21 protein-coding genes are annotated in these 21,181 nt (G+C 42.9%); 8 read left to right on the top strand and 13 right to left on the bottom strand.

Translation table 11 applies throughout. The features are described 5' to 3' along the window. Positions 1–71: 71 nt before the first annotated feature. A complete protein-coding gene (locus tag AB4407_RS06150) occupies positions 72–293 on the bottom strand; it encodes a hypothetical protein (RefSeq protein ID WP_372119613.1) in 222 nt (73 codons plus the stop codon). Positions 294–546: 253 nt separating this feature from the next. Next, entirely contained in the window at positions 547–1,785 is a 1,239-nt protein-coding gene (locus AB4407_RS06145) for a DEAD/DEAH box helicase (RefSeq protein ID WP_372119611.1), read from the bottom strand. Positions 1,786–2,150: 365 nt separating this feature from the next. Between AB4407_RS06145 and AB4407_RS06140 the strand changes: the two genes are divergently transcribed. Next, a complete protein-coding gene (locus AB4407_RS06140; RefSeq protein ID WP_372119608.1) occupies positions 2,151–2,507 on the top strand; it encodes a PilZ domain-containing protein in 357 nt (118 codons plus the stop codon). A 148-nt stretch (positions 2,508–2,655) separates the two neighbouring features. Here the strand turns inward: AB4407_RS06140 and AB4407_RS06135 are convergent, their stop codons facing one another. Both AB4407_RS06135 and AB4407_RS06130 read right to left on the bottom strand, forming a co-directional pair. Further along, positions 2,656–3,780: a M14-type cytosolic carboxypeptidase gene (locus tag AB4407_RS06135; protein ID WP_372119606.1), complete on the bottom strand. Its 1,125-nt coding sequence runs from the start codon at positions 3,778–3,780 to the stop codon at positions 2,656–2,658. 138 nt (positions 3,781–3,918) lie between these two features. After that, a complete protein-coding gene (locus AB4407_RS06130; protein WP_123305333.1) occupies positions 3,919–4,194 on the bottom strand; it encodes a nitrogenase-stabilizing/protective protein NifW in 276 nt (91 codons plus the stop codon). A 190-nt stretch (positions 4,195–4,384) separates the two neighbouring features. On the opposite strand from AB4407_RS06130, the gene AB4407_RS06125 reads away from it, so the two are divergent. Then, complete coding sequence (locus tag AB4407_RS06125; RefSeq protein ID WP_372119604.1) at positions 4,385–4,597, top strand: TIGR02450 family Trp-rich protein; 213 nt, start codon at positions 4,385–4,387, stop codon at positions 4,595–4,597. A gap of 49 nt (positions 4,598–4,646) precedes the next feature. Here AB4407_RS06125 and AB4407_RS06120 read toward each other — a convergent pair whose 3' ends face one another. Then, a complete protein-coding gene (locus AB4407_RS06120; RefSeq protein ID WP_372119602.1) occupies positions 4,647–5,384 on the bottom strand; it encodes an HAD-IIB family hydrolase in 738 nt (245 codons plus the stop codon). A 700-nt stretch (positions 5,385–6,084) separates the two neighbouring features. Between AB4407_RS06120 and proV the strand changes: the two genes are divergently transcribed. From proV to proX, 3 genes are read left to right on the top strand one after another with little or no spacing between them, the layout of a single operon-like run. After that, positions 6,085–7,272 carry a glycine betaine/L-proline ABC transporter ATP-binding protein ProV gene (gene proV / locus AB4407_RS06115; protein ID WP_019824229.1) on the top strand — a complete coding sequence of 396 codons (1,188 nt, stop codon included), beginning with the start codon at positions 6,085–6,087 and terminating at the stop codon, positions 7,270–7,272. A gap of 3 nt (positions 7,273–7,275) precedes the next feature. Beyond that, positions 7,276–8,370 (top strand): glycine betaine/L-proline ABC transporter permease ProW, encoded by a 1,095-nt coding sequence (gene proW, locus AB4407_RS06110; RefSeq protein ID WP_372119599.1) that lies wholly within the window; start codon positions 7,276–7,278, stop codon positions 8,368–8,370. Beyond that, the gene (gene proX, locus AB4407_RS06105) at positions 8,363–9,370 is read left to right on the top strand and encodes a glycine betaine/L-proline ABC transporter substrate-binding protein ProX (RefSeq protein ID WP_372119597.1); all 1,008 of its coding nucleotides are present in this window, start codon (positions 8,363–8,365) and stop codon (positions 9,368–9,370) included. Before proW ends, proX begins: the two co-directional genes overlap by 8 nt. A gap of 188 nt (positions 9,371–9,558) precedes the next feature. Here proX and AB4407_RS06100 read toward each other — a convergent pair whose 3' ends face one another. Beyond that, positions 9,559–9,933 carry a nuclear transport factor 2 family protein gene (locus tag AB4407_RS06100; RefSeq protein WP_372119595.1) on the bottom strand — a complete coding sequence of 125 codons (375 nt, stop codon included), beginning with the start codon at positions 9,931–9,933 and terminating at the stop codon, positions 9,559–9,561. Positions 9,934–10,075: 142 nt separating this feature from the next. Here AB4407_RS06100 and AB4407_RS06095 point away from each other — a divergent pair, with 142 nt between their 5' ends. Further along, a complete protein-coding gene (locus tag AB4407_RS06095) occupies positions 10,076–10,942 on the top strand; it encodes a LysR family transcriptional regulator (RefSeq protein WP_372119593.1) in 867 nt (288 codons plus the stop codon). Positions 10,943–11,122: 180 nt separating this feature from the next. Here the strand turns inward: AB4407_RS06095 and AB4407_RS06090 are convergent, their stop codons facing one another. Beyond that, positions 11,123–11,713 carry an HD-GYP domain-containing protein gene (locus tag AB4407_RS06090; protein ID WP_372119591.1) on the bottom strand — a complete coding sequence of 197 codons (591 nt, stop codon included), beginning with the start codon at positions 11,711–11,713 and terminating at the stop codon, positions 11,123–11,125. 306 nt (positions 11,714–12,019) lie between these two features. Between AB4407_RS06090 and AB4407_RS06085 the strand changes: the two genes are divergently transcribed. Then, a complete protein-coding gene (locus AB4407_RS06085; RefSeq protein ID WP_372119589.1) occupies positions 12,020–14,368 on the top strand; it encodes a hypothetical protein in 2,349 nt (782 codons plus the stop codon). 8 nt (positions 14,369–14,376) lie between these two features. Next, positions 14,377–16,701 (top strand): Ig-like domain-containing protein, encoded by a 2,325-nt coding sequence (locus AB4407_RS06080; protein ID WP_372119587.1) that lies wholly within the window; start codon positions 14,377–14,379, stop codon positions 16,699–16,701. Between the two features lie 498 nt (positions 16,702–17,199). Here AB4407_RS06080 and AB4407_RS06075 read toward each other — a convergent pair whose 3' ends face one another. Genes AB4407_RS06075 through AB4407_RS06050 form a run of 6 tightly spaced genes read right to left on the bottom strand, consistent with a single transcriptional unit; the run spans position 17,200 to position 21,180 of the window. Beyond that, complete coding sequence (locus tag AB4407_RS06075) at positions 17,200–17,691, bottom strand: hypothetical protein (RefSeq protein WP_372119585.1); 492 nt, start codon at positions 17,689–17,691, stop codon at positions 17,200–17,202. Next, positions 17,642–18,067, bottom strand: coding sequence for a hypothetical protein (locus AB4407_RS06070; protein WP_372119583.1), 426 nt, complete (start codon positions 18,065–18,067; stop codon positions 17,642–17,644). Before AB4407_RS06070 ends, AB4407_RS06075 begins: the two co-directional genes overlap by 50 nt. Positions 18,068–18,074: 7 nt before the next feature. Continuing rightward, entirely contained in the window at positions 18,075–18,626 is a 552-nt protein-coding gene (locus AB4407_RS06065) for a transcriptional regulator (protein WP_372119581.1), read from the bottom strand. A gap of 3 nt (positions 18,627–18,629) precedes the next feature. Next, positions 18,630–19,442, bottom strand: a complete 813-nt coding sequence (locus tag AB4407_RS06060) for an outer membrane beta-barrel protein (protein ID WP_372119579.1) — start codon at positions 19,440–19,442, stop codon at positions 18,630–18,632. After that, positions 19,442–20,482, bottom strand: coding sequence for a hypothetical protein (locus tag AB4407_RS06055; RefSeq protein ID WP_372119577.1), 1,041 nt, complete (start codon positions 20,480–20,482; stop codon positions 19,442–19,444). The genes AB4407_RS06060 and AB4407_RS06055 overlap by 1 nt, the downstream gene beginning before the upstream one ends. After that, the gene (locus AB4407_RS06050) at positions 20,482–21,180 is read right to left on the bottom strand and encodes a hypothetical protein (RefSeq protein ID WP_210449488.1); all 699 of its coding nucleotides are present in this window, start codon (positions 21,178–21,180) and stop codon (positions 20,482–20,484) included. Before AB4407_RS06050 ends, AB4407_RS06055 begins: the two co-directional genes overlap by 1 nt. Position 21,181: the final 1 nt, after the last annotated feature.

Genomic DNA, 21,181 nt, shown 5'->3' with positions numbered 1-21,181 from the left:
TAATGCGGAGATAAATTCTACAGCGGTTAAACTAGCGGCTTATTAGCTTATTAGCTTATTAACGTATTTGCCTACTTGCTACCCCAGTGGTCGCTAACCCAACCACCTATGTGCTCATCAAAATGGCTGCCACTGAATCTCTGGTTACGTTCAACCGAAGTATCGCAGTCATCTTTGTTATCTATTAGGGTTTGTATGTAGTTTGCCATCGGGTCATTGCAATGTTGACGATCTCGGCGGGTTGCCACTTCCTTAATCAGTTGTAATCGATATGCAGAGCTAGCACGTTTCATTTTAATGACCTCCTGTTTTAGACACTAATAGAAAAATCTAGTTGCCAGATATAGGGGCGTCAACGTGATTTAAGAGTATTTTTTTTGAGCAACCAAGAATCAATACGTTGGCATCATAATTCACAAAAGTGTCATTTAAGTTGGCATGTTTAGAGCAGTTTTTGGGTGTGATTTTATGTTTGATTGCATATGAAAAAGCCCAGTAAAAACTGAGCTAATTATTCTATTTCTGGTTACTTAAAGCTATTTCTGGTTACTTTGAGCTGCTTGGTTTGCTCTTAAATTGTTTGATGCTTTTCTTTTTTGCTGTTCGTCGGTTGGCCATTTTGTCTTTTGGCGGACGCTTACGAGCTGTTGATTCTGATGCCGGTTTATCCGTTACAGGGAAACCTTCCAACGATTGCAGCGGCAGTGGCTTATTGGTCAGAGTTCGAATCGCATTGAGGTGCTCGTTTTCACTGTGGCTAACCAACGAGATAGCACAGCCTGCGCTTCCTGCTCTCGCCGTTCTTCCTACGCGATGTACATAAGTTGCAGAGTGAGAAGGTAACTCAAAGTTGATCACAACAGGTAGCTGATCAATATGAATGCCACGAGCCATCACATCGGTTGCGATAAGCACGCGAGTTTCGCCATTTTTGAAACTCTCTAACGTCTGCGCTCGTTCTTCTTGGCTCTTGTTGCCATGTAACGCACTCACGCTGATCTTAGCTTTGTTTAATCGCTTAGTTAATGCGTCTGCATTGTCCTTGGCGCCAATAAAAACCAACACCTGTGGCCATTGGTTCTGATTAAGCAGAGCAATCAGTGCTTGAGCCTTACTGCCTTTGTTCACGAGATACAGTGTTTCTTCAATAGTTTCGACAACGCTATTTTCTTGGTGAGTCGTGATCTTCTCTGGGTTTGATAAAAGCGTTTCAGCTTGATTAACCAACTCTGGAGGAAGTGTTGCTGAGAATAGCAATGACTGGCGCTTCGCTGGCAGAGCTTCGGTGATCGCTTGAATATCTGGCCAAAAGCCCATGTCGATTAATCGGTCTGCTTCATCAAGAACCAAGGATAGACATTGAGTTAACTCCAATTCGCCGCTCTTGATAACAGCAAGCAAGCGTCCCGGTGTGGCGATTGCCAATCGTGGCTTAGATGCTAATTGTTGCTGTTGCTCATCTGTATTCACACCGCCCGTTAGCGTTACCATTTTGATATCGAGCGCTGTCGCGATCGGTTCTAAAGACTCCGCAACTTGAGACGCAAGTTCTCGTGTTGGAACGATAACCAGCGCTTGCAGTTCATTTACATCATGCTTGATGTTGTTCAGCAAAGGTAAGCCGAATGCCAACGTTTTTCCGCTACCCGTCTGAGCCAACGCCAGCACGTCTTTCCCCGCAATAATTGTAGGAATTACCGCTTGTTGTATCTCTGTCGGTTTAGCGAATAGAGAAGGGATGGCCGCGACGGTTTTTGGGTTAAGGGTTAGGTTATCAAATGACATAAATGAACCACGTATCAAAAGGGAGGTGGAGTTTAACAGGACGTCAAAAGTTAGGAAATCAGTTTATCGGTAAACTTCAGCTTGCCCTTTAATCTCAATATAGGGAAATCAAACTTGAGATAGACGACTTACATCTCATTTTTTATTGAACCCCAAGGGCTATGGATATTTTGTAGTAAAAACCTAAAGCAATTGGTCATAAAGTCGATATAATTATTAGTTATCCATTTGGTTGGCATCTCTGTTTTGAATCTAGATTAGAAGTTAAAAGGATGATTAGAGCCAACGGTATTGGGTATTTTTGAGTTGTTTTACTAGCTTGTGTTTTAATAAATAGAAATAAACATAGAGACAGGGAGTCATCGATGAGTGAAGAGTCATTCACCCAGAAACGTGAGTATTACCGCCTGAAGTATCCCAAAAAGGCGCGCCCGGTGATACGAATCAAAGATGAACTTTTTCATGTCAGTGAAGTGTCTGAAAAGGGCGTACGCCTAATGGTGCGTAACATCATTCCTGTTTATCGCGGCTTTTCAATGGCAGGCACCCTAAGGTTGCATGACAACAACAGTATCAATATTAGTGGTGCGGTGTTACGACAAGAAGGGGACGAAGTTATCGTTCAGTTATCACAAGGTCCAAGCTTTAAAGATATGGTGGCTGAACAACGACACATTAGGCAAAGGTACCCGGTTTTCTTCGCGAACCTCAGAGTGGCATAAGCAAAGCATCTAAACGCCTAAAACCCCAAGTAACTCACAGTTATCTGATATAAAAAGCCCAGCACTTTGACGAGTACTGGGCTTTGTTATCTATATGAACTATAAAGACAAACTGTTTCTAACGACAAACTAACGAGTTTGTTTCATCTTATAGCTCGTCTACTGTTGCCCAAACCGCTGCTAGCATGTCGTGACCAAATGCAACACTGCGCTCTGGAGACCAACCGTACAGTTCGTCAGCGTGGCTGATGTGATCTTTAAATGGCATCTCGACAGTGTATGCCAAACACTTGAACTGTTCGCCGATCCAGTTTGTACCGACTGTCATATTTGCTTTGCCCGGTTCGTCTTTATCGTAACCAAATTCATCTTGGAACTCTGGCGTGATAGTCAGAAGAGCTTGCTTGAAGTGATTCTCTAGCTTAGCAATGCGCTCGTTGTATGAAGGTGTGCCTTCGCTGCCCGCTACAAAGTTATACGGGATTGCTTCGTCGCCGTGAATGTCTAGACACAGGTCAACGCCAGTTTCTAGCATGCGCTCACGTACAAGGAAAACCTCAGGGCTACGTTCCATAGAAGGTGACTGCCATTCACGGTTTAGGTTAACGCCAATTGCGTTAGTACGCAGGTGACCACGGATGCTGCCATCTGGGTTCATGTTAGGAACAACGCGGAATACAACGCTGTCTAGCAGTGAACGACCTACTGTATTTGTTTCATCAAGCAAGCGTTGTAGCAGACCTTCGATCAACCATTCAGCCATGGTCTCGCCAGGGTGTTGGCGACCAATGACCCAGATGTTTTTCTTCTCTGCACTTGGCTCACCGATGGTTAGCAAAGTGATGTCGTTGTTGTCTAATGTGTGACCCAATGTTTCAAGTTTACAAGCAGGGTGCGTTTGTGCGCTGTGCAGAAGGTCTTGATGACGATCGTATGAGTACGGTGCGAAGTACGCGAAGTACATTGAATCGTGTTCAGGAATGATATCGAAACTTAATGTGTCGCCATCGAATTGAGATGGAATACGGAACCATTCTTCACGGTCGTACGATGCAACTACATCGTAATCTTTCCAGCCTTCAGGGTATGCAGACGTTGCCAATTGACCGATTTCAAAGTGGTGTGCTTGTTGAGCATCGCTTTCTAAACGGAAGTGAAACCACTGAGAGATTTCAGTCTGGTTGTCTGCTGGGATAGTCAGTTGAATGTTTTGTGGTGAATCTGCTGAAACGACGTGAATGTTGCCGCTTTCGAAATTGCTGAAAATTTTCATTGTAGTTTTTATCTCGTAGTTGAGTTGCCATAAGACTAGCACACTTTTTTTCGAGCAAACCACTAACTAAATCGTAATGAGATGTTATTTCAACTATCTACTTTTTAGTTGTCTATTTTTCAGCAACCCAGCTTCTAACTATCGGCGCTGGCAAGTGGTACACCCGCGGCAGGCAGAACGTGTGTGGCGATCTAACTTGCTACGTTGCACCTTGCAGTAAGCGTTTTTCAATGCTCTTCGTCCAGAAAACCAATCATCGGGTTTCGCAAGAATCAGATAACCATTAAATCGTTTAACGAGCTCGATTCTGTTTTGCTCGATGAACTTGCTATCAAACCCAATTTCAAAGTAATCAAGCGCTTGTTCGATGGAGGTGAAACTCGCTATTTTTTGCTGGAGTTCTGTTTGGCTCATGGGAAGTAGGTTTCTGTTCTGGTGACAACTATTGTATCGAGTTTACGATTTGTTTTATTGATTTTAGTTATGACTTACCTGGGTTTGAATCGTGGGCTTTTTTAACTTGAAGTGATCTTTTTAACTCTTTGAGGATTATAGATAAAGTACTAACGAACAGTAACAACTACCAAGCCAGATAGGGGAATCAATGAATCGAATCAATCCAAAGAAACTACTTCGCAGTAAATGGACGGCCGTTAGCCCTTTGAAGAAAGAAAAGCACTTTATGGTCACAGAAGTTGAATTTGATGAAGGGGAGGTAGTGCGCTGTATGATAGAGGCGGTAATGACCAAACGAGAAGAAGACATCAATTGGCGAGACCTTACTGATAATCAAAATTGGCTCCCAGGCTGGAAGTAGGGCTAGAAGCCTGTTTGATTCGAATCTGGTGTTAATGGCGAACTGGCGTTTATCGGATATTCGACGCTCGCCTTTGCCAGTATCTGAGCCCCTCTAACACGCCCTCTGCATGTGTTGCTCTGCTGGTGTATACGTTATCTCGATCGGAGAGGTGAGCGATCTCAGGGTAATGATTCGCGACCAATATTGAATTTACGCCATCTATGGTTAGCATCGAGGTGTCGTTCGCTGAATCGCCAGCCACGCATACCTCTTCAATGCTTAATTGATGTTGTTTAAGTAGATGATGAATCGCTGTGGCCTTGTTGACACCCTTAGGCGTGATATCTAAGTACCAATCGTGGGAATAAGTAAGGTGTACATCTAAACCGTGTGATTCCAGACGAGATGCGATCAGCTCATGTTGAGGCTCAGACAGCTTCCCTTCAAAAGTAATCTTGTAATCACCTTGATGATTTTCAAAGCGTTCGCCCATAAAGTCGAGTGGTGCGAGTGCTGTCTCTACTTTGGATTTGTTCCACGACGCTTCTAATTGGTTGTGCCAAACATGGTCTGGTTTTTGGGAATGAACATGATGAATTCTAGTACCAACATCGCTGATAATACTGTGTGGTTTCGGGTAGTTATCAGACGCCAACCCAACTCGAATTGACGGCAGTGTTCTACCTGTCGCGATGATAAAGCGGATATCCGGTTGTTTTGTTAAGTAGTTAAACAACTGATCAACCCCATGAGACGAGCCGCCATCAAGCGTTCCATCAAAGTCACACACCAGCATTTTTATCATTCTAATACCTGTCCTTTTATCCGTCCGAAAGAGTATCCAGCCTTTAGATAAAGAATGGATCAGCAATGTGTACTCTACAAGTTGTCTTTCGGCCTGGGTAATCGACTTTTGACAGTTTGCAGCAAGTATCACAGTTGGTGTTATGTCTTCTATATCGGAGATGAAGGTATCAATCTGATCTGTGCCTGATTGGACGGACTCTATCCAGATTGTCCTTCATATGTGTGTAAAAGTCATTGGGAGTGCGCGCCTCGTAATGGTGTTAATTTACCGGTCTTGGTGGCGTTTAAATCCTCTTAATTGGTTTGTATTCGAATTATTTGTACACGAACTATTTGTGCATGTTTCTGGTCTATTTAGCCTATTAATTGTTCTGATGTAAAATAAATATTCAATAATCTATCAGTAAGTAATACATAATGTCGCAGGTGTTGAATGTGATTTAAATTTCTTTATTATCAATATTTTGCTTTATCTTGGCTTGGTGTTTGACCTTTGTTTGGGCTGGGGTTTTAACGGTTTTTTATAGACTTTACAGAACGATGCCCCTTGATTTGCATGGGTTAATTGCTTAGAGTGCTAATCGTTTTTCGGGTTTAAATAACCATTTTAAAGTTTAAACAACCGTTTTTGAGTTTAAATAACCGGTTTCAAGTTTAAATAACTATTAGTTTAAATAACTAAGAAAGGATTAGATTACATGGATCCCATACTGGAAGTTAAGGGACTGTACAAGGTGTTTGGTGAAGACACCGACCGTGCTTTTACGATGATTAATCAAGGTGCGGACAAAGACAAAGTTTTCGAAGAAACAGGTCTAACGATCGGCGTTAACGATGTTTCTCTTAGTATTCAAGAAGGCGAGATTTTCGTCATAATGGGACTGTCAGGATCTGGCAAATCAACCCTAGTACGCCTTCTTAACCGCTTGATTGAACCTACCAAAGGCAATGTGCTTTTACGAGGCAAAGATATTGCCCACATCTCAGAAGATGAACTCCGCGAAGTTCGCCGCAATAACATCTCCATGGTTTTCCAAAATTTCGCATTGATGCCTCACATGACTGTGATCGAAAACGCCGCGTTTGGCCTTGAGCTTGCGGGTGTTGATGTAGATAAACGAAAAGAGTCAGCACTGGCCGCGTTAGAACGAGTTGGCCTTGGCGCGTATTCGGAGTCTTACCCAGATGAACTGTCTGGTGGTATGAAGCAGCGTGTTGGTTTGGCTCGCGCCTTAGCATGTGACCCTGATATTTTGTTAATGGACGAAGCATTTTCTGCACTCGATCCTTTGATTCGTACTGAAATGCAAGACGAGTTAATTCGACTGCAAAATGACGATAAACGAACCATTGTTTTCATCTCACATGATTTGGATGAAGCGATGCGTATCGGTGATCGAATTGCGATTATGCAAAATGGCGAAGTGGTTCAAGTCGGTACTCCTGACGAGATCTTAAACAGCCCAGCGAACGACTACGTTGAAGCTTTCTTCCGTGGTGTGAATGTCGCAAGCGTGCTTACTGTGAAAGATATTGCGCGTAAGAAGCCGGCAGCGGTATTTAAGAAATCTGAGCACGATGGTCCAGCTTCGGCTCTGCAAATCTTGATGGATAACGACCGTGAATATGGCATCGTTGTTGAGAAGAGCAGTCACTACTCAGGCATTGTTTCTATCGACTCCCTTCGTAAAGCCCACAAAGAGAACAAATCTTTGGTTAGCGCTCAGCTAAGTGATGGCTTAACTCTGAATCCAGATTTACCAATCAATGATGTGCTTGGCCTTGTTGGCGGTGTGCCTTATTCCGTTCCTGTTGTGGACGAGCAAGGTAATTACTTTGGCGTGGTGACTAAATCACGACTTCTACAAACATTGGATAAGGGGTAGATCATGTCGTCGGAACAAACAAATAATGACCCATGGTCGCAAGCAGCTCCATCTACTCAACCAGCAAGTGATCCTTGGGGGCAAACAACTGAGACTGCGCCATCTACGGATTGGTTAAGCAGCGAAACAGTCGAAACGACACCTTTTGATCCGCTTAACCCTTTTGCAGAAGCAGTTCTGCCCGTCGACACTTGGGTTGAATCAGGGCTGAATTGGTTAGTTGAGCACGGACGTCCATTGTTTCAAGCAATCCGTGTGCCTATCGATTTCATTTTAAGTTCATTTGAAACGGCGTTGGTGTCGACACCTGCACCATTCATGTTGATCATTTTGTTTCTCGTCGCATGGCAGTTTTCAAACTTGAAGCTTGGTTTGGCTACAGCCGTTTCTTTGACTTTTATTGGCTTGATTGGCGCTTGGTCTGAAGCGATGACCACACTTTCACTGGTCATGACATCGGTATTCTTCTGCCTATTGATTGGCTTACCCATGGGGATATGGCTCGCGCGTAGTAATACTGCGGCTAAATTCGTACGCCCAATTCTCGACGCCATGCAAACGACGCCAGCCTTCGTTTATCTTGTACCCATCGTAATGTTGTTTGGTATCGGTAACGTTCCGGGTGTGGTGGTGACCATCATATTCGCACTTCCTCCTGTTGTACGTTTGACTATCTTGGGTATTCAACAGGTGCCGGAAGATTTGATCGAAGCGGGTCACTCATTCGGTGCAAGCAAAAAGCAGATGCTATATCGAATTCAACTGCCACTGGCATTGCCAACCATTATGGCGGGCGTAAACCAAACACTAATGTTGTCGCTATCGATGGTGGTTATCGCATCAATGATTGCGGTAGGTGGATTAGGTCAAATGGTACTGAGAGGTATTGGCCGACTGGATATGGGATTGGCCGCTGTTGGTGGCCTAGGCATTGTTATTCTTGCAATCCTACTTGACCGCATTACCCAAGTTCTTGGGGTAAATGCAGGTAATACAAAATTACGCTGGTATCACATGGGGCCTGTTTCCCTTGTGCTAAAAGCTTTAAATCGCGGTAAACAATCAGAACTACAACTAAGGAAAAACACCAATGAATAATTCATGGAAGAGTAAGCTAGCCGTTGGCATCGTTTCGACACTGGCTGTATCAACGAACGTGTGGGCTGCAAGCTTACCGGGTGAAGGTGTATCAGTTCAGCCTGTTCAATCTTCAGTTGCTGAAGAAACGTTCCAAACACTGATTGTTAACCGTGCTTTAGAAGAGCTTGGTTACGACGTGAAATCAACACAAGAAGTGGACTACAACGTAGCTTACACCTCAATTGCAAAAGGTGATGCAACGTTCCTAACCGTAGGTTGGTTCCCACTACACGCTGATAAATACAAAATGGCGGGTGGCGATGACAAATTCTACCGTGAAGGCCAATATGTAAGTGGTGCCGCTCAAGGTTACCTAATCGATAAGAAAACGGCTGAAAAATACAACATCACTAACATTGGTCAACTGACTGATCCAAAAATCGCTAAGCTGTTTGACGCAGACGGTGATGGTAAAGCAGACCTGACAGGCTGTAACCCAGGTTGGGGTTGTGAGATGGTCATCGAACACCAAATTTCTGCATTCAAATTGGACGATACCGTTACTCATAATCAAGGTAACTATGCAGCGATCATCGCAGATACAATTTCACGTTACCAAAAGGGCGAGTCAGTCCTTTACTACACGTGGACACCTTATTGGGTGAGTGGTGTATTGGTTCCTAACGAAGATGTAGTTTGGTTAGAAGTTCCATTCTCTTCACTTCCTGGCGAGCGTTCGGATGTCGATACTACTTTGTCTAATGGTAAAAACTACGGCTTCGAAATGAACTCAATGCGCATTATTGCGAACAAAGAGTTTGCTAAGAACAACCCATCAGCAGCGAAGCTTTTCGAAATAATCAAACTTAACATCAATGATGTAAGTGCTCAGAACATGATGATGAGCAAAGGTAAAAACAGCTCAGCGGATATCGAAGCACACGTTAACGGTTGGATTAAAGCGAACCGAAATACGTTTGATGCTTGGATTACAGAAGCGAAGAAAGCGGCACTATAACGGTTTTTTTCGTAAGCAGTCGATGACAGGCTGTAATAAAAAGAGAAGGCCAGCAGTCTGATTCAGACTACCGGCCTTTGTTTTTCTAGCGACATAACTATTTTTTAGCGACATAACTATTTTTAGCGACATAACTACTATTATCGCATTATTTTTTAAAGCGGCTTGTTCTTTTAAAAACGAGCAGGTTAGCGTTCGCCTTGAACCTCAAAGTCATCGCTGACTAAACGAGCGCAACCATCCCCTTCTAGTGCCCAGTGCTCACGATGCACAACACCAAACGCTTTGTTCATTGTCCAACTAGCCGTCAAAATGTAGCCGCCTTCTGGGTGCTCTTCCCACGTAACGTCTGTGTAATCAACGTCTTTGAAGCCTTGGTCGATGATGTTTTGCCAAAATGCTTGAATCGCTTCACGACCTTCAAAAGTACCAAATGGACGAGCTTCCATCACACACGTTTCAGTGTACTGATCTGCACAACCTTTCGCATCTTGGCTGTTGAATGCCTTCTGCCATGCGTTAATGCCTTTCTTACATGCTTCTAATACTTGGTTGTTTAACATTGCTTTTCTCCATAACAGTCTTCTTTCAAACACTGTGTCTTTGATTTGGTTATCTCGATAAGTTGGATTAAGTTTAGTCTTGGAAATTAAATTGAAAAACAGAGATAATAGAAAATACTGTATGTAAAAAGAGAACAATAAGATGAGCAAGCTAAAGCAGATGTCGATTTTCGCTCATATTGTAGAGCAGGGTTCAGTATCAGCTGCGGCTGAAAAGCTTGAGTTGTCTAAGTCCGTCGTCAGTCAGCACCTCAAAATTCTGGAACAAGAGTTAGGGGCTTCACTTCTCAAGCGCACAACACGGAGGCAATCTCTGACCAGTATGGGTGAGCGTTTTTATTTAAGTTGCAAAGACATCAACGTGATTGCTGACTCGGCTTGGGATATGGCCAAAGCTGAGCTAGAGGAGCCACAAGGTCGAATTCGAATTACTGCTCCGAATGCGTTGATGGATTTATTGGTCGCGCCTGTTATTGCAGACTTGATGAAGCAATACCCGAAGTTAAAACCAGAACTGATCAGCGATGATCAGCACTTGGATTTCATGGAGCATGATATTGATCTCGCAGTACGAGTAGGAACTTCTCGTGACAGTAACTTAAAGCAAAAACGTTTGGGCGAGTTCAAAGATGTGTTGTGTGGCGTTGAAAGCCTGCGTTCTCGTGAGCTGGACGCTATTCCTTACATTGCTAACTCATGGCAAGGTAAGCAAGTCTCTCATCACTTTACTTCTCAAACAGATCAAGACTTTATTTACCAACAACAAGCAAGTTGCACCACTAACTCATTTCACAGCTGCCTTGCCTTGATCAAATCTGGCGTTGGCATCGGTGTGATCCCTGACTTCTATCTTCATCAGCTATCAAATAAAGTGGTCGACATCTTGCCAAGCTTTCAACTACCCACTAATACGGTTTATGCGTTGAACCCATTCGCCTCAAACACGCCGATTGCCATCACACTGTGCGTCCAAGCGTTAGAAGAGAAGCTCGAATATGGCTTTGCTTAAATACTGCTAACCCTATTTTGTGATGGTTGGAGTACTGTCGTTAGCTCTTTTGAGCATGAGGTTCTAGCGTGTACTTCGTTTCCATATTATGTATAAGCATCTACGCTATTGCTTGTTCAACTAGGATACTGTTTGTTCAACTAGAATACTGTTTGTTCAACTAGAATACTGTTTGTTCAACTACGCTGCTTCTGACCGTGACGTATTAACGATATAGGAGATAAATTTTTCGATCAGAACTGGGTTGAATTGTCCTTTCATTCTTTCGTCAAAAAGAATACGTAGTGCTTTTTCTGTAGGCATCCCTTCACGATATGCGCGTGTTGATGTCATTGCATCCCACGTGTCCACGATTGCAATGATTTGCGCTTCAAAAGGTATTTCGTCACCTTTGAGTCTTAAAGGGTAGCCGTTCCCATCCCATCGTTCGTGATGAAGTGAGCCTAAGATTGAAGCGTATTCAAGGTGTGGTACGTCTCGGACCATGGTGTAAGAGTGTTGAACGTGTTGATTCATTTCTTGACGTTCTAATGGTGTTAGCTTCCCTACTTTATGCAAGATAGCTAACGGTGTTTTGAGTTTTCCTAAATCATGTACGAGTGTGGCATCGAAAATCAATTCTAGCTGTTTAGAGACAAAACCAAGATGTTTCCCGAAACGGTATGACAATAAACAAACACGAATAGTATGCTCAAAGGTTTCTCTAGAATACTCCACCATGGGCTGTAGCATCTTCAATGCGTCAAGGGAATGTTGGTGCTCGAGGGCCATGGTATAGACTTTTTCAATTTGTATATTGCACATGATATGTGACTCGCTGTTGATGAGAGAGTGTGCAGTATGGTGGTGGGCAGTTAGCGAATGAACTAAATGTGATTGAATCGTTATTAAAGAGTCTATAACGATATTTACAGCGAGATTTAGATAAATTTAGAACTTTGGTGTGGAATTAATTTTGATTTAATACTCCTATTTTTCAGTGACTTATATTTTAACAATGAATCATAGCTATTTAATGGAGTGGGAGTGAAGCTGAGGGCACTATACCCCTCTATTTCATAAATCAGAGTGCTTTTAATGTATCTATTCAACAGTGATTTGTTGAAACGGAATTCAACACTAAATGTGTTTACCTCAGTCAGCTTAGCGGTATTGCTGGTAGGTTGTGGTAGCGAATCTAACTCCGGTGGAGAGCAAGGTGTTATTGCATTTCCAACAGAATCAGCCTCTATTTTTGCGCAAGATATTCAAGATAACTCACTGGTAAAGCAAAACCTCACTATTGGCCTTATTGAGTATGTTCATACATCAAATAACCAAGATTTTTTCGTAAGCAATGCTCAGTCTCTATCTGGTGATACTTGCCAAGTTCAAGGTATTAATGACGACAGTTTCAATGTCTATTCGTCTGATGTTAATGACTGTTTATTCGAGTATGAAGTCACCACTACAACTGGTACTTCAGTGGCAACCTCATACGCTCGTGTTGCTATGGGGCTGAATTACTCATCTACCACTCTTCCACGTATTACAGCATCAACACACGAATCACAGGTGATTATTGTTGATCTAGAGAGCGAGTTAGGTTCATCGTTACCAAGTGATGACTTTGTCTTGCAAGAAAGTGTGATCAGCCTAGGCTCAGGTACAGCTCGCGTCTCAGGCGAGCATCAAATTGAGTTTACGCCAACGGCGAAAGGCCCAACCGAGGTGTATTACAGCTACCAGAACGGAGAGTCGATTCAACAAGGCTCACTGTCGATCGCGACTTCGGAAGAGACCTCCAATACCGCACCTACAGCGGAAGACTTCGCCTTTGGTGATTTAGCATTATTGGGTGAGACAATTGTCGTGGATGTAACCGATTATATATCAGATGTTGATTCCGATGATGTACAGCTTGTCGGCGTACAAGACTTCAATTCAACAACATCACTTTACGATCCAACCGATGTAACCAATACGAAATTTGAGTTCTCGTCTACACAGCCAGGTTCGCACGATGTGGCGTACACAGTCAGCGATCACATGGGTGGTTATACCACTGGAGTGGCACGTATAGAAGTCGAACCAGATTTCTCTTTGATTCAAGATTGGGAAGATATTGTTACTCATGATCCTGTGATCAGCTCAGACATCCGCTTCTTTGCGCCAATGACAAAAGTGTATGCAGACTACGTCAATGCCTCTTATACAGGCACCTATGTCGAAAATGGCACGCAAGGGTTGAAAGACGCTGAAGTTGTGACTCAAACACTTAGCCAAGCTCGCCAATACTGCAAAGTGCGAGGTGGTCGTTTGCCTCTACAGCGAGAGCTTGAAACGCTCATTACTAACGAAACCAGTGCCTTCACCAACCACAATTGGCCTACAAGTAAGAAGTATTGGACTGCGGAAAATGTCAGTGAAACAAACGCTGTCACTGTTCACTTAAATGATGGATCAACCGATGACCAGTCAAAGACTGTTGGTATGTACACGACTTGTGTGGATTTGAGTAATCCGAGTGTGAGTGATTTTTCATCAGACGTTCAATTAATCTCAGCTTCTGGAAATGAGTATAAATACCAAATCGCCGTAACTCATCCTGATGGTGGAATGAGTGTCTTTCAGGACATAGAGCTAGAAGCTATGGATGAGAACGGTGTTTTTGATTCAGGGCTATCTTCCGAACATCTCACTCTAAATGAAAGTGGTTTAGCACAAGTGAGTTACTTTGATACCGCCTTCAATAAGTCGGTGATATCGCTAAAAGTCAGCTCTATTAACGAGTTATACCCATTTTTACCGGACGAGGGTGCATCATCTCTTGATACCAAAGAACCGACTAAGTGGAATCATGTTGATATTCGATATGATCTGTCACTGCCTGAAATAGGCTCAAATGGTCTCCCTGTTCTGTTTTCATATAATTCACCAGATGGCATGGGCAGCAGCTCGGTTTATAAAGAGAGCTTCGATGGCAACGATTTCATTATGTCTTTGCTCATCCGAAACCTCGGAAATGTTACTCATGGTGCTACTTCGTTTTTTATACAACAGCAGGGAAACATGCCGAATACGAGTTGGTATGACGTAACTAGATCGCAGCCTGGAGCGCCTCTGACAAACGATACATTCAATATTGTCACTCACTTTTTTAAGAATGAATTCAATTTTTACTTGGGTTTTAACAATTTCGTAGGGGCTACAAATGCCGATGTTCAACATGTCGATAGATACTTGTGGTTTCAAAAGAAAGGAGATCGCCTCTATCACTATTCATCATCTACAGCGGTAAGACCTGCAGAACCTGACTTTATCGTTCCTTTTGATTGGGGGGCGATCGATCCGAACAAGCCTTATTGGGTTGGCGCTGGAGGCTCAACGAATTATGAAGATGTTGAAGCTTATGTTGTAACGGCTAACTTTGCCGCATATCTATAGGAGCGTTTGTGTTGAAATTATTAAAATACGTCTTGATCACGGCCGGTACTTCAGCCTTATTTGGGTGTGGTGGTGGCTCTGGTGATTCTGGTTCAACTTCTCAACCTCAACAACCATCTTCTCCCTTAGAAGTACCTATTGAAGCTTCAGTAATTCAATCAAAAGCGTTAGTCAATATTGAGTCTCAAACTGTTGTCAAAGTAGATTCAGGCATTGATTTTCGTTTAACGTCAGTGAAGCAAGTTAATCATGGCGCGACTTGTGAAATAACGTCAGTTGAAGATATGTCGTTTACCACCTTGTCGAGTGAAATCGGCGAATGTCAATTTGAATATACAATAGAACCCGTTGAGCAAGATGTTTACGCTGGGCAAGCTTCATCACTCGTAAGGGTATCAGTTTCTGAAACCGCTGAAGAAAATACGTTACCGAACTTGTCAGAAACGACCAATATTGAGACGCCAGTAACGATCGACCTTTCTGAAGAGCTAGAGAGTGATTTAGATACTTCGACATATTCGGTGTCGGAAGAGATAAGCTTATTAGGATCGGGGTCAGTTGAAGTCGACTCAATAAACAATACGATCACATATACACCGGTAGAGGTTGGTGTGACACGTATTATGTACTCAATGAGTGACGATTCTTCCACCAAACTTGGAAATATTGACGTAGCGGTTTCTGATACTGGAAATACACCACCAATAGCTAATAACTATATTCGAGAAGGTAAACTTGCCAAAGATATGTCGGTTGAAATCGACCTAACCGACTCTATATCGGACGCTGAAGATAGTGTGGTATTAGATTCTGTGCGCGCTTATAACGCAGAAACGGAAATCACCTCAACAACTGAGCACACTTTTACGTTTCAATCATCAGAAGCGGGTCCGCATGAAGTCGCTTATACGGTAACAGACGGACGTGGTGGGTATGCTGTTGGACAGGTTTATATTGAAGTAGAGCCTGATTTTAGTCTCATGCAAGATTGGGATGATATTACGATTTATGATTCAACGATAGGTGCCGATCTTACCTTTACGGCACCTACAAGCAAGGTATTAGCGGACTACACGAATTCCGCTTATACAAGTTACCAGACTCAAGATGGGACTTCTGGCCCTAAAGGTTCAGAAGTTGTCACAATGAATTTAGAACAAGCGCAAGCCTATTGTGCATCGAGAAACGGACGTTTACCGATAAGGCGTGAATGGGAATTGCTTTTGACGAATCAAGGAAACTTATTCGAGTCTAAAAACTGGCCAGCAGGGACTCTATTTCTGAGTGCAGATATGGCCTCTGAAGTATCAGGTACTAGCTTTGGTGCTACTGATGGAGTTACGTCTGAATTTTTGAAGGATGGAGACGTAGGTTTCGCGACTTGTGTGATGTTAGACAGCGAAGCCGTTCAAGATTTTACGACAACTTTAGAATATAGCTTTATCAATGGTGTTAAGTTTAATCTAGATGGTGTTATTACGGATCCAGATGGCAACCGAGCACCTTTTCAAAACGTTAAATTAGTCTCTGAACGAAATAAGGGTGTATTTTCAAACTACCAATCGGAATTGGAAGTAGTAACTGATGCTACCGGGGCGTTAAGCGACTCTTACACCGATACTTCGTTCAATAATGCGGTACTTTCCGGTCATTCGAGTGCTTCGAAAGTCGATTCTATAGTGTTTAAATCTGAAGCCGCAGATTCTCAGTTGGATTTAACCGATAGCGATAAATGGAAACGACTTGCTGCTGAGCAAGAGGCATTAAAGCCTTTAACTGATTTTGGCATACCAATATTAGAAGGTCGCAATGGTGGTGGAAACTTACGTACAATCAATGTTTATCAGCAAGATTATGTCGGTGAAAACTTTGTTGTCTATATGAAGGTTGAAGATGCGGGGGGACTGGCGCCTCAAAATGGCCGATTTTCCTTTGCGGTACAGCAAGAGTCATCCCAACCATCTGTTGAGTGGGGAAGTACAAACTGGCCATCTTCTCCTAAAACAAGTAAATCTTTTGAGGTTGTGAATGATTACTGGTACCAAAATGCAAAAGTAGTTTCTGGTTGGGAGCTGTATGACCAAACGAATATGGATCTTTCAACACCAGAGCGTCACTTATGGATCCAAGTGAACGATGGTATGTTAGAAATATACAATGCTGCTACATCAGATAAGCCTGAAAATCCAATTTACAAAGGTGATATGAACTGGTCGGGTATAAACCCAAACCAAACGTATTGGATACAAATAGGTAGTAGAATTTACACTGGGCATGATGCTGCTGTTGGTATCGATACTTATGTAACAGATGCATATTTTACTAATTATTAAGTTAAAGAAAAATGTCCCAATTATATTTTACAGAAAATTGAATAGTTACTTGTTTATTTAAAAGCCACCGTATATGAACTGCCCCCAAGAGTTGGAACCCCAATTATTGGGGGCTTTTTATTAATCGTCGCTATCGAAAATTTAACGTATTTATTGATAAGTAGTGATTCTACAGCCAAAATTCTAACACCGTTATCGAGAGCTTTAACCAGATAGAATAACCAGTTATTTACTAAGATTGGTATCAATGGCAACCTGCGTTCAATAAGCGTTAAAGAAAGCCGGCGCGTTAATCGCCGAGTGTTTGTCGTGTTTATAGGGGCTTGTACTACTGATGAATAGAAAATTAAGCCTGTGGCTGAAATTCATAGTGAGTAGCGGTGTTCACTTATAAATAAGAGTCAACGATCAGATTAGGGAGCTTTTCAGCTCCCTAATTATTGAGGTAGATAGATATTTTTCGGCCTGAATGTAGCCGTAGGTTGCGTTATTAATGAATTATCGGATAGCTGGATACGTGCCTTTTATTATTGCAATTTGAGTTTGGACACCTTCATATGCGATCTCTTCATCGTAAGACATCTGTATTTCTCCATTGAATCTGTTCTTTAGGCGAGCATCGAAAAAATGATTATTTACATTGATAAGATCGCGTTTTAGAGCTGGTGATAAACTATCCCCCATATGAAGATAATCGCTTTTCAAGGTAAGGAAATAAAGAGTGTTATTGGTTAAGCCGACAAGGCCTGAGCTTTTTCTTGTTGTGCCGTCTGACAATGTGGATACGAAAGTGAAGAATCCGTGGTTAGCATACACATAAAGTGAGCGTTCAGGGTTAGTCAGTTGGCTCTCGAGGGTAAATTGATAGCCAACTAGTCGTAACCAAGGGCTAAATATCATGAGAACTGAGAGGATTAACGAAATCTTCCACAATGAAAATTTACCAGAACCCCAGCTCACCTTTAAATTGGATATTATCGATCTTTTCATATTCTAGTCGTTGTTGTATATAAATAGTGTGTTCATCTGAGCTCAACTGTGCAATGTTGATTTTTGATAAATGTTGGATTGAATCGGTTTCAAGTACTTGGCTGTCATCGAGTTTCTGGTTTAGAAATTGGTAGTTCTTATTCAAGGACAGCATAAACACAGTGTCGTTAAACACGGCGTAAACCCCATAACCATTTCTGACTACTTCATTTGGCATGAACTGCACTGATGAGTAGAAACCATGGGTAAACTGCAAGTGCGTTTCAACATGCTGGTTGTTGGTGAAGCCATAAATTGAAAACTCTCCGCCTGTGGCATTGATATAGGGAATAGCCAAAATGGCGAAGATAATGAGTAATGGTCGTTTGAGCCGCATGGCAACCTCAGTTGTAAATTGAGTGATAAAGCGCAAAAGCATAAATCCAGATACCTATCGTCAGTATCAGGTCTTCCCAGCGAGTTTGCTGGCGAGAATGACGGCAACTGGCAATGCTCGGTTTAATATGTTTTCTCTTCGCTCTGTTTTCCACTGATAGAGGGCTTAAAGGATCAGTACCTGAGACTTTAAGTCGTTTAGAATTCGCACTCCGTTTGATGTTGGGCAATTCGCCTTCTCCAACCAACTGAATGGAAGTCGGAATTAACAGCTTGTAGCCATGTGACGGCACTACTCTTATTTCTGAGTCATCAATGATGCCTTTAAGCTTCTTCCTCAGATGCATAATGCAGACATTCAACGAATTAGGACCAACAACACGATCTGGCCAGCCCGCATCTTTCAATTCTTGACGACTGCACGGCTTATAACTGTTGTCATAGAGAACATGCAGAACATTAAACTCGATGGTGCTTAGAGAAACGGAGTGCAACAGAGCGAGTGGTTCTCCGTCATAGAGTTCTAATGCATCTCGCTTTGAATTTAGGTACAACAACATAGTTTATTCGCAGTGTGTATTAGGAATTAACACGACATCCCCGGTATAGATTAAATTTATGTCTGTAAGGTCGTTAAAGCCTTGGTTTAGCTGTTTGAAATCTTCAAAACTGATCTGGTGTTCCCTAGCGATTTTCATCAACCAGTCGTCTTGCTTCACAACGTAGCGAATAGACGCGCAGATTTGAGGTTCCAGCTTGGGCTCATACACTGTCATTTCTGACGTAGAAGAGACTGAAATGTCGTCGTACACCACCGGTTCAGGGACTGATTCATTTTGTGTCGGGAAATGGTAGCGCATGCCCACACTGAGAACTTGCAGATCTTTTTCTGGGTCATCGCTGAAGATGAACTTATAACCGAACTTCATGGTGAGATGCTCGTCGAATTCATACTCCAAACCAAGTTGGCTGATAGGAGACCATGTATTGCCCTCCAGTAACGACCCCGCGCCTGCGTATAGGTTGTAATGGTGTGACAGTGGGATTGTCCCGAGTAACGAAATATCGGTGCTGTTGAACCTCTGTTCCTCAACTTCCGAATAAGGGTAGTCTGGTTCTTTGATGGTTTTAATGTGTCCGTAAAAGCCAGTGCTGGCTTCCACAGACCACGTTTTGTTTAGGTCGTAACCCAATAGAATTTGACCACCAAAGGCGGTGTCAGACACCTCAGAGTTTGTCTTGCCTGCATTAGTGACGTCAGCTCCGATGTAAAATGGAGAAGTGTCGGCCAAGCATAGGTTAGGCAGGATTAAGGCTCCGGCGATAACGTATTTCGTCGCTAAGGCGTCACCGAAAGAAAAAGTCGATAGTTTCATTAGTACAATTCCTCAAACATCACAGTGAAGTTTCCTGAATAAGTACCGGTTTCAACGTCTGTCGAAGGAATATTCTGGTAGTTAACACTAAGATCGAAATTGATCACTGAGCTCGGTGACTGAATCACATAGCTGGTTTGATTATTGTCGAGTTGATTGACGCCATTTTTAACCCAATCTGTATCCTCACAGTTCGCTTCATTGCACTGGATGGAATAGGGAATCGATGTTTTACCTGACGCAGATGTCAGATCAAACTCATTGGTGAGTAGCGTCATCGATAAGCCAGTACTGAACTGGCCAATTGCCGTGATATTGAATGTGGTTTGAGCTGAGACGGTATGGTTGGTTGTGTCGTACACTGGGCTCAGTACGCCATCACCTACCACATCGATGCTCTCTAAGCTGTTCGGTGTGTAGTCGATATTGACGGTAAAAACGTCAGGCAAAATTCGGTAGGTTAGCGCGCCACCGGCAGAGCGGTAGTAGTATTTGATGTCTGCAGGGATCGTTGCCGTGTAGACACCTTTTGCCTGACCTTGAAGTGCGTTCAATAGTGAGGCTGTGTCTATCTCGAAGGTCGGGCGATAAAAATAAAACGGCGTGATGGATTGCGGATACTCCAGTGAGAAATCCGCACTGCAGTTTTGTGTATCGCTGTCATGAAGCGTAACGATGTTTCCTGACAATTGAGATTGGCTGCATACCGGTGTCACGAACAGGTTGTCACCGCGCGTGAAAGGGTTTGATGCCGTATTGTATTGCAGACCATTGACCGCAATTGCCGCTTCCACACTTTGACCAGCATTACTGGTTAATGTCATGGTGTCAGGCTTGTCGGTAACAAACGCACTTGGCAAAAACTGACTCGTTGTCGAGAGGCCACTCGCGATAGACCAATCACTCAAAGTGTAGTTATTTCCACCGAGCGTGATGGCGTTTTCAAAGCGTATCTGTTGTCCCTCAATCTTAATGTTGAGAGTGGCTGCGTAATTTGGCATAGCCGCGAACAGTAGCGACCATAGAACTAGTCGTTTCATTATTTGTTCTCGCTCAGAGTTTCATCTTGGCGGTAACTTTCGTCGTGGTTAACAACGGTGACTTTTAGATCCGATAGGTCAATGTTTTCCGGCAGAGGGTAGTTACGTTTACGGCCAGCTAGAGACATGATCGTGACTTCACAATCTTCTGTTACTTCATCAGTGCATTGATCGATATAGGCACGCACAAAGCTGTTACCTGTGTTGTTGATGTGCAGTTGGCCTTGGTCTAAAGAAATCGAATAATCAATATCTTGAACTTGTGCTGGGATAACAAACAAAGGACGGTAGCCAAAGTTAATCGTCACAGCTGAATTAAGCTTGCCTTCTGGATCGTATGGAGAAGGCTCAAAGCTGACGAGGTAGTACTGGTCTTCAGTGAAGTCACATTTGTTACCACACAAAGAGCGCACGCCAATTTGCTTTTGACGATGTGGTTCTAGGATGGTTTTGTTGTGAGTCAGCGTTACTCGCCAATCTTCAAAGTTGTTTTCTGAGTACGGAACACGCGTGATTTCGCCGTTTTCAACCACCAATTGAGTAATGTTGGATTGGATGAATTCCGTGATCTTGTTGCTGTTAGTCAAAGTGAATACGCCGTTACCGTATTCGTCTCCAACCAACAACATGGTATCAACGTTCATCGCGTTAACAGAGGTTGCAAGAGCAGCAGTCAGTAAAATAGGAAGCTTTTTCATA

It is taken from the genome of Vibrio sp. 10N.261.46.E11, from assembly GCF_041472735.1.
Classification (GTDB): Bacteria; Pseudomonadota; Gammaproteobacteria; order Enterobacterales; family Vibrionaceae; genus Vibrio.
The sequence above is the reverse complement of the archived record's forward strand: the minus strand, read 5'-3'. Positions and strand labels throughout refer to the sequence as shown.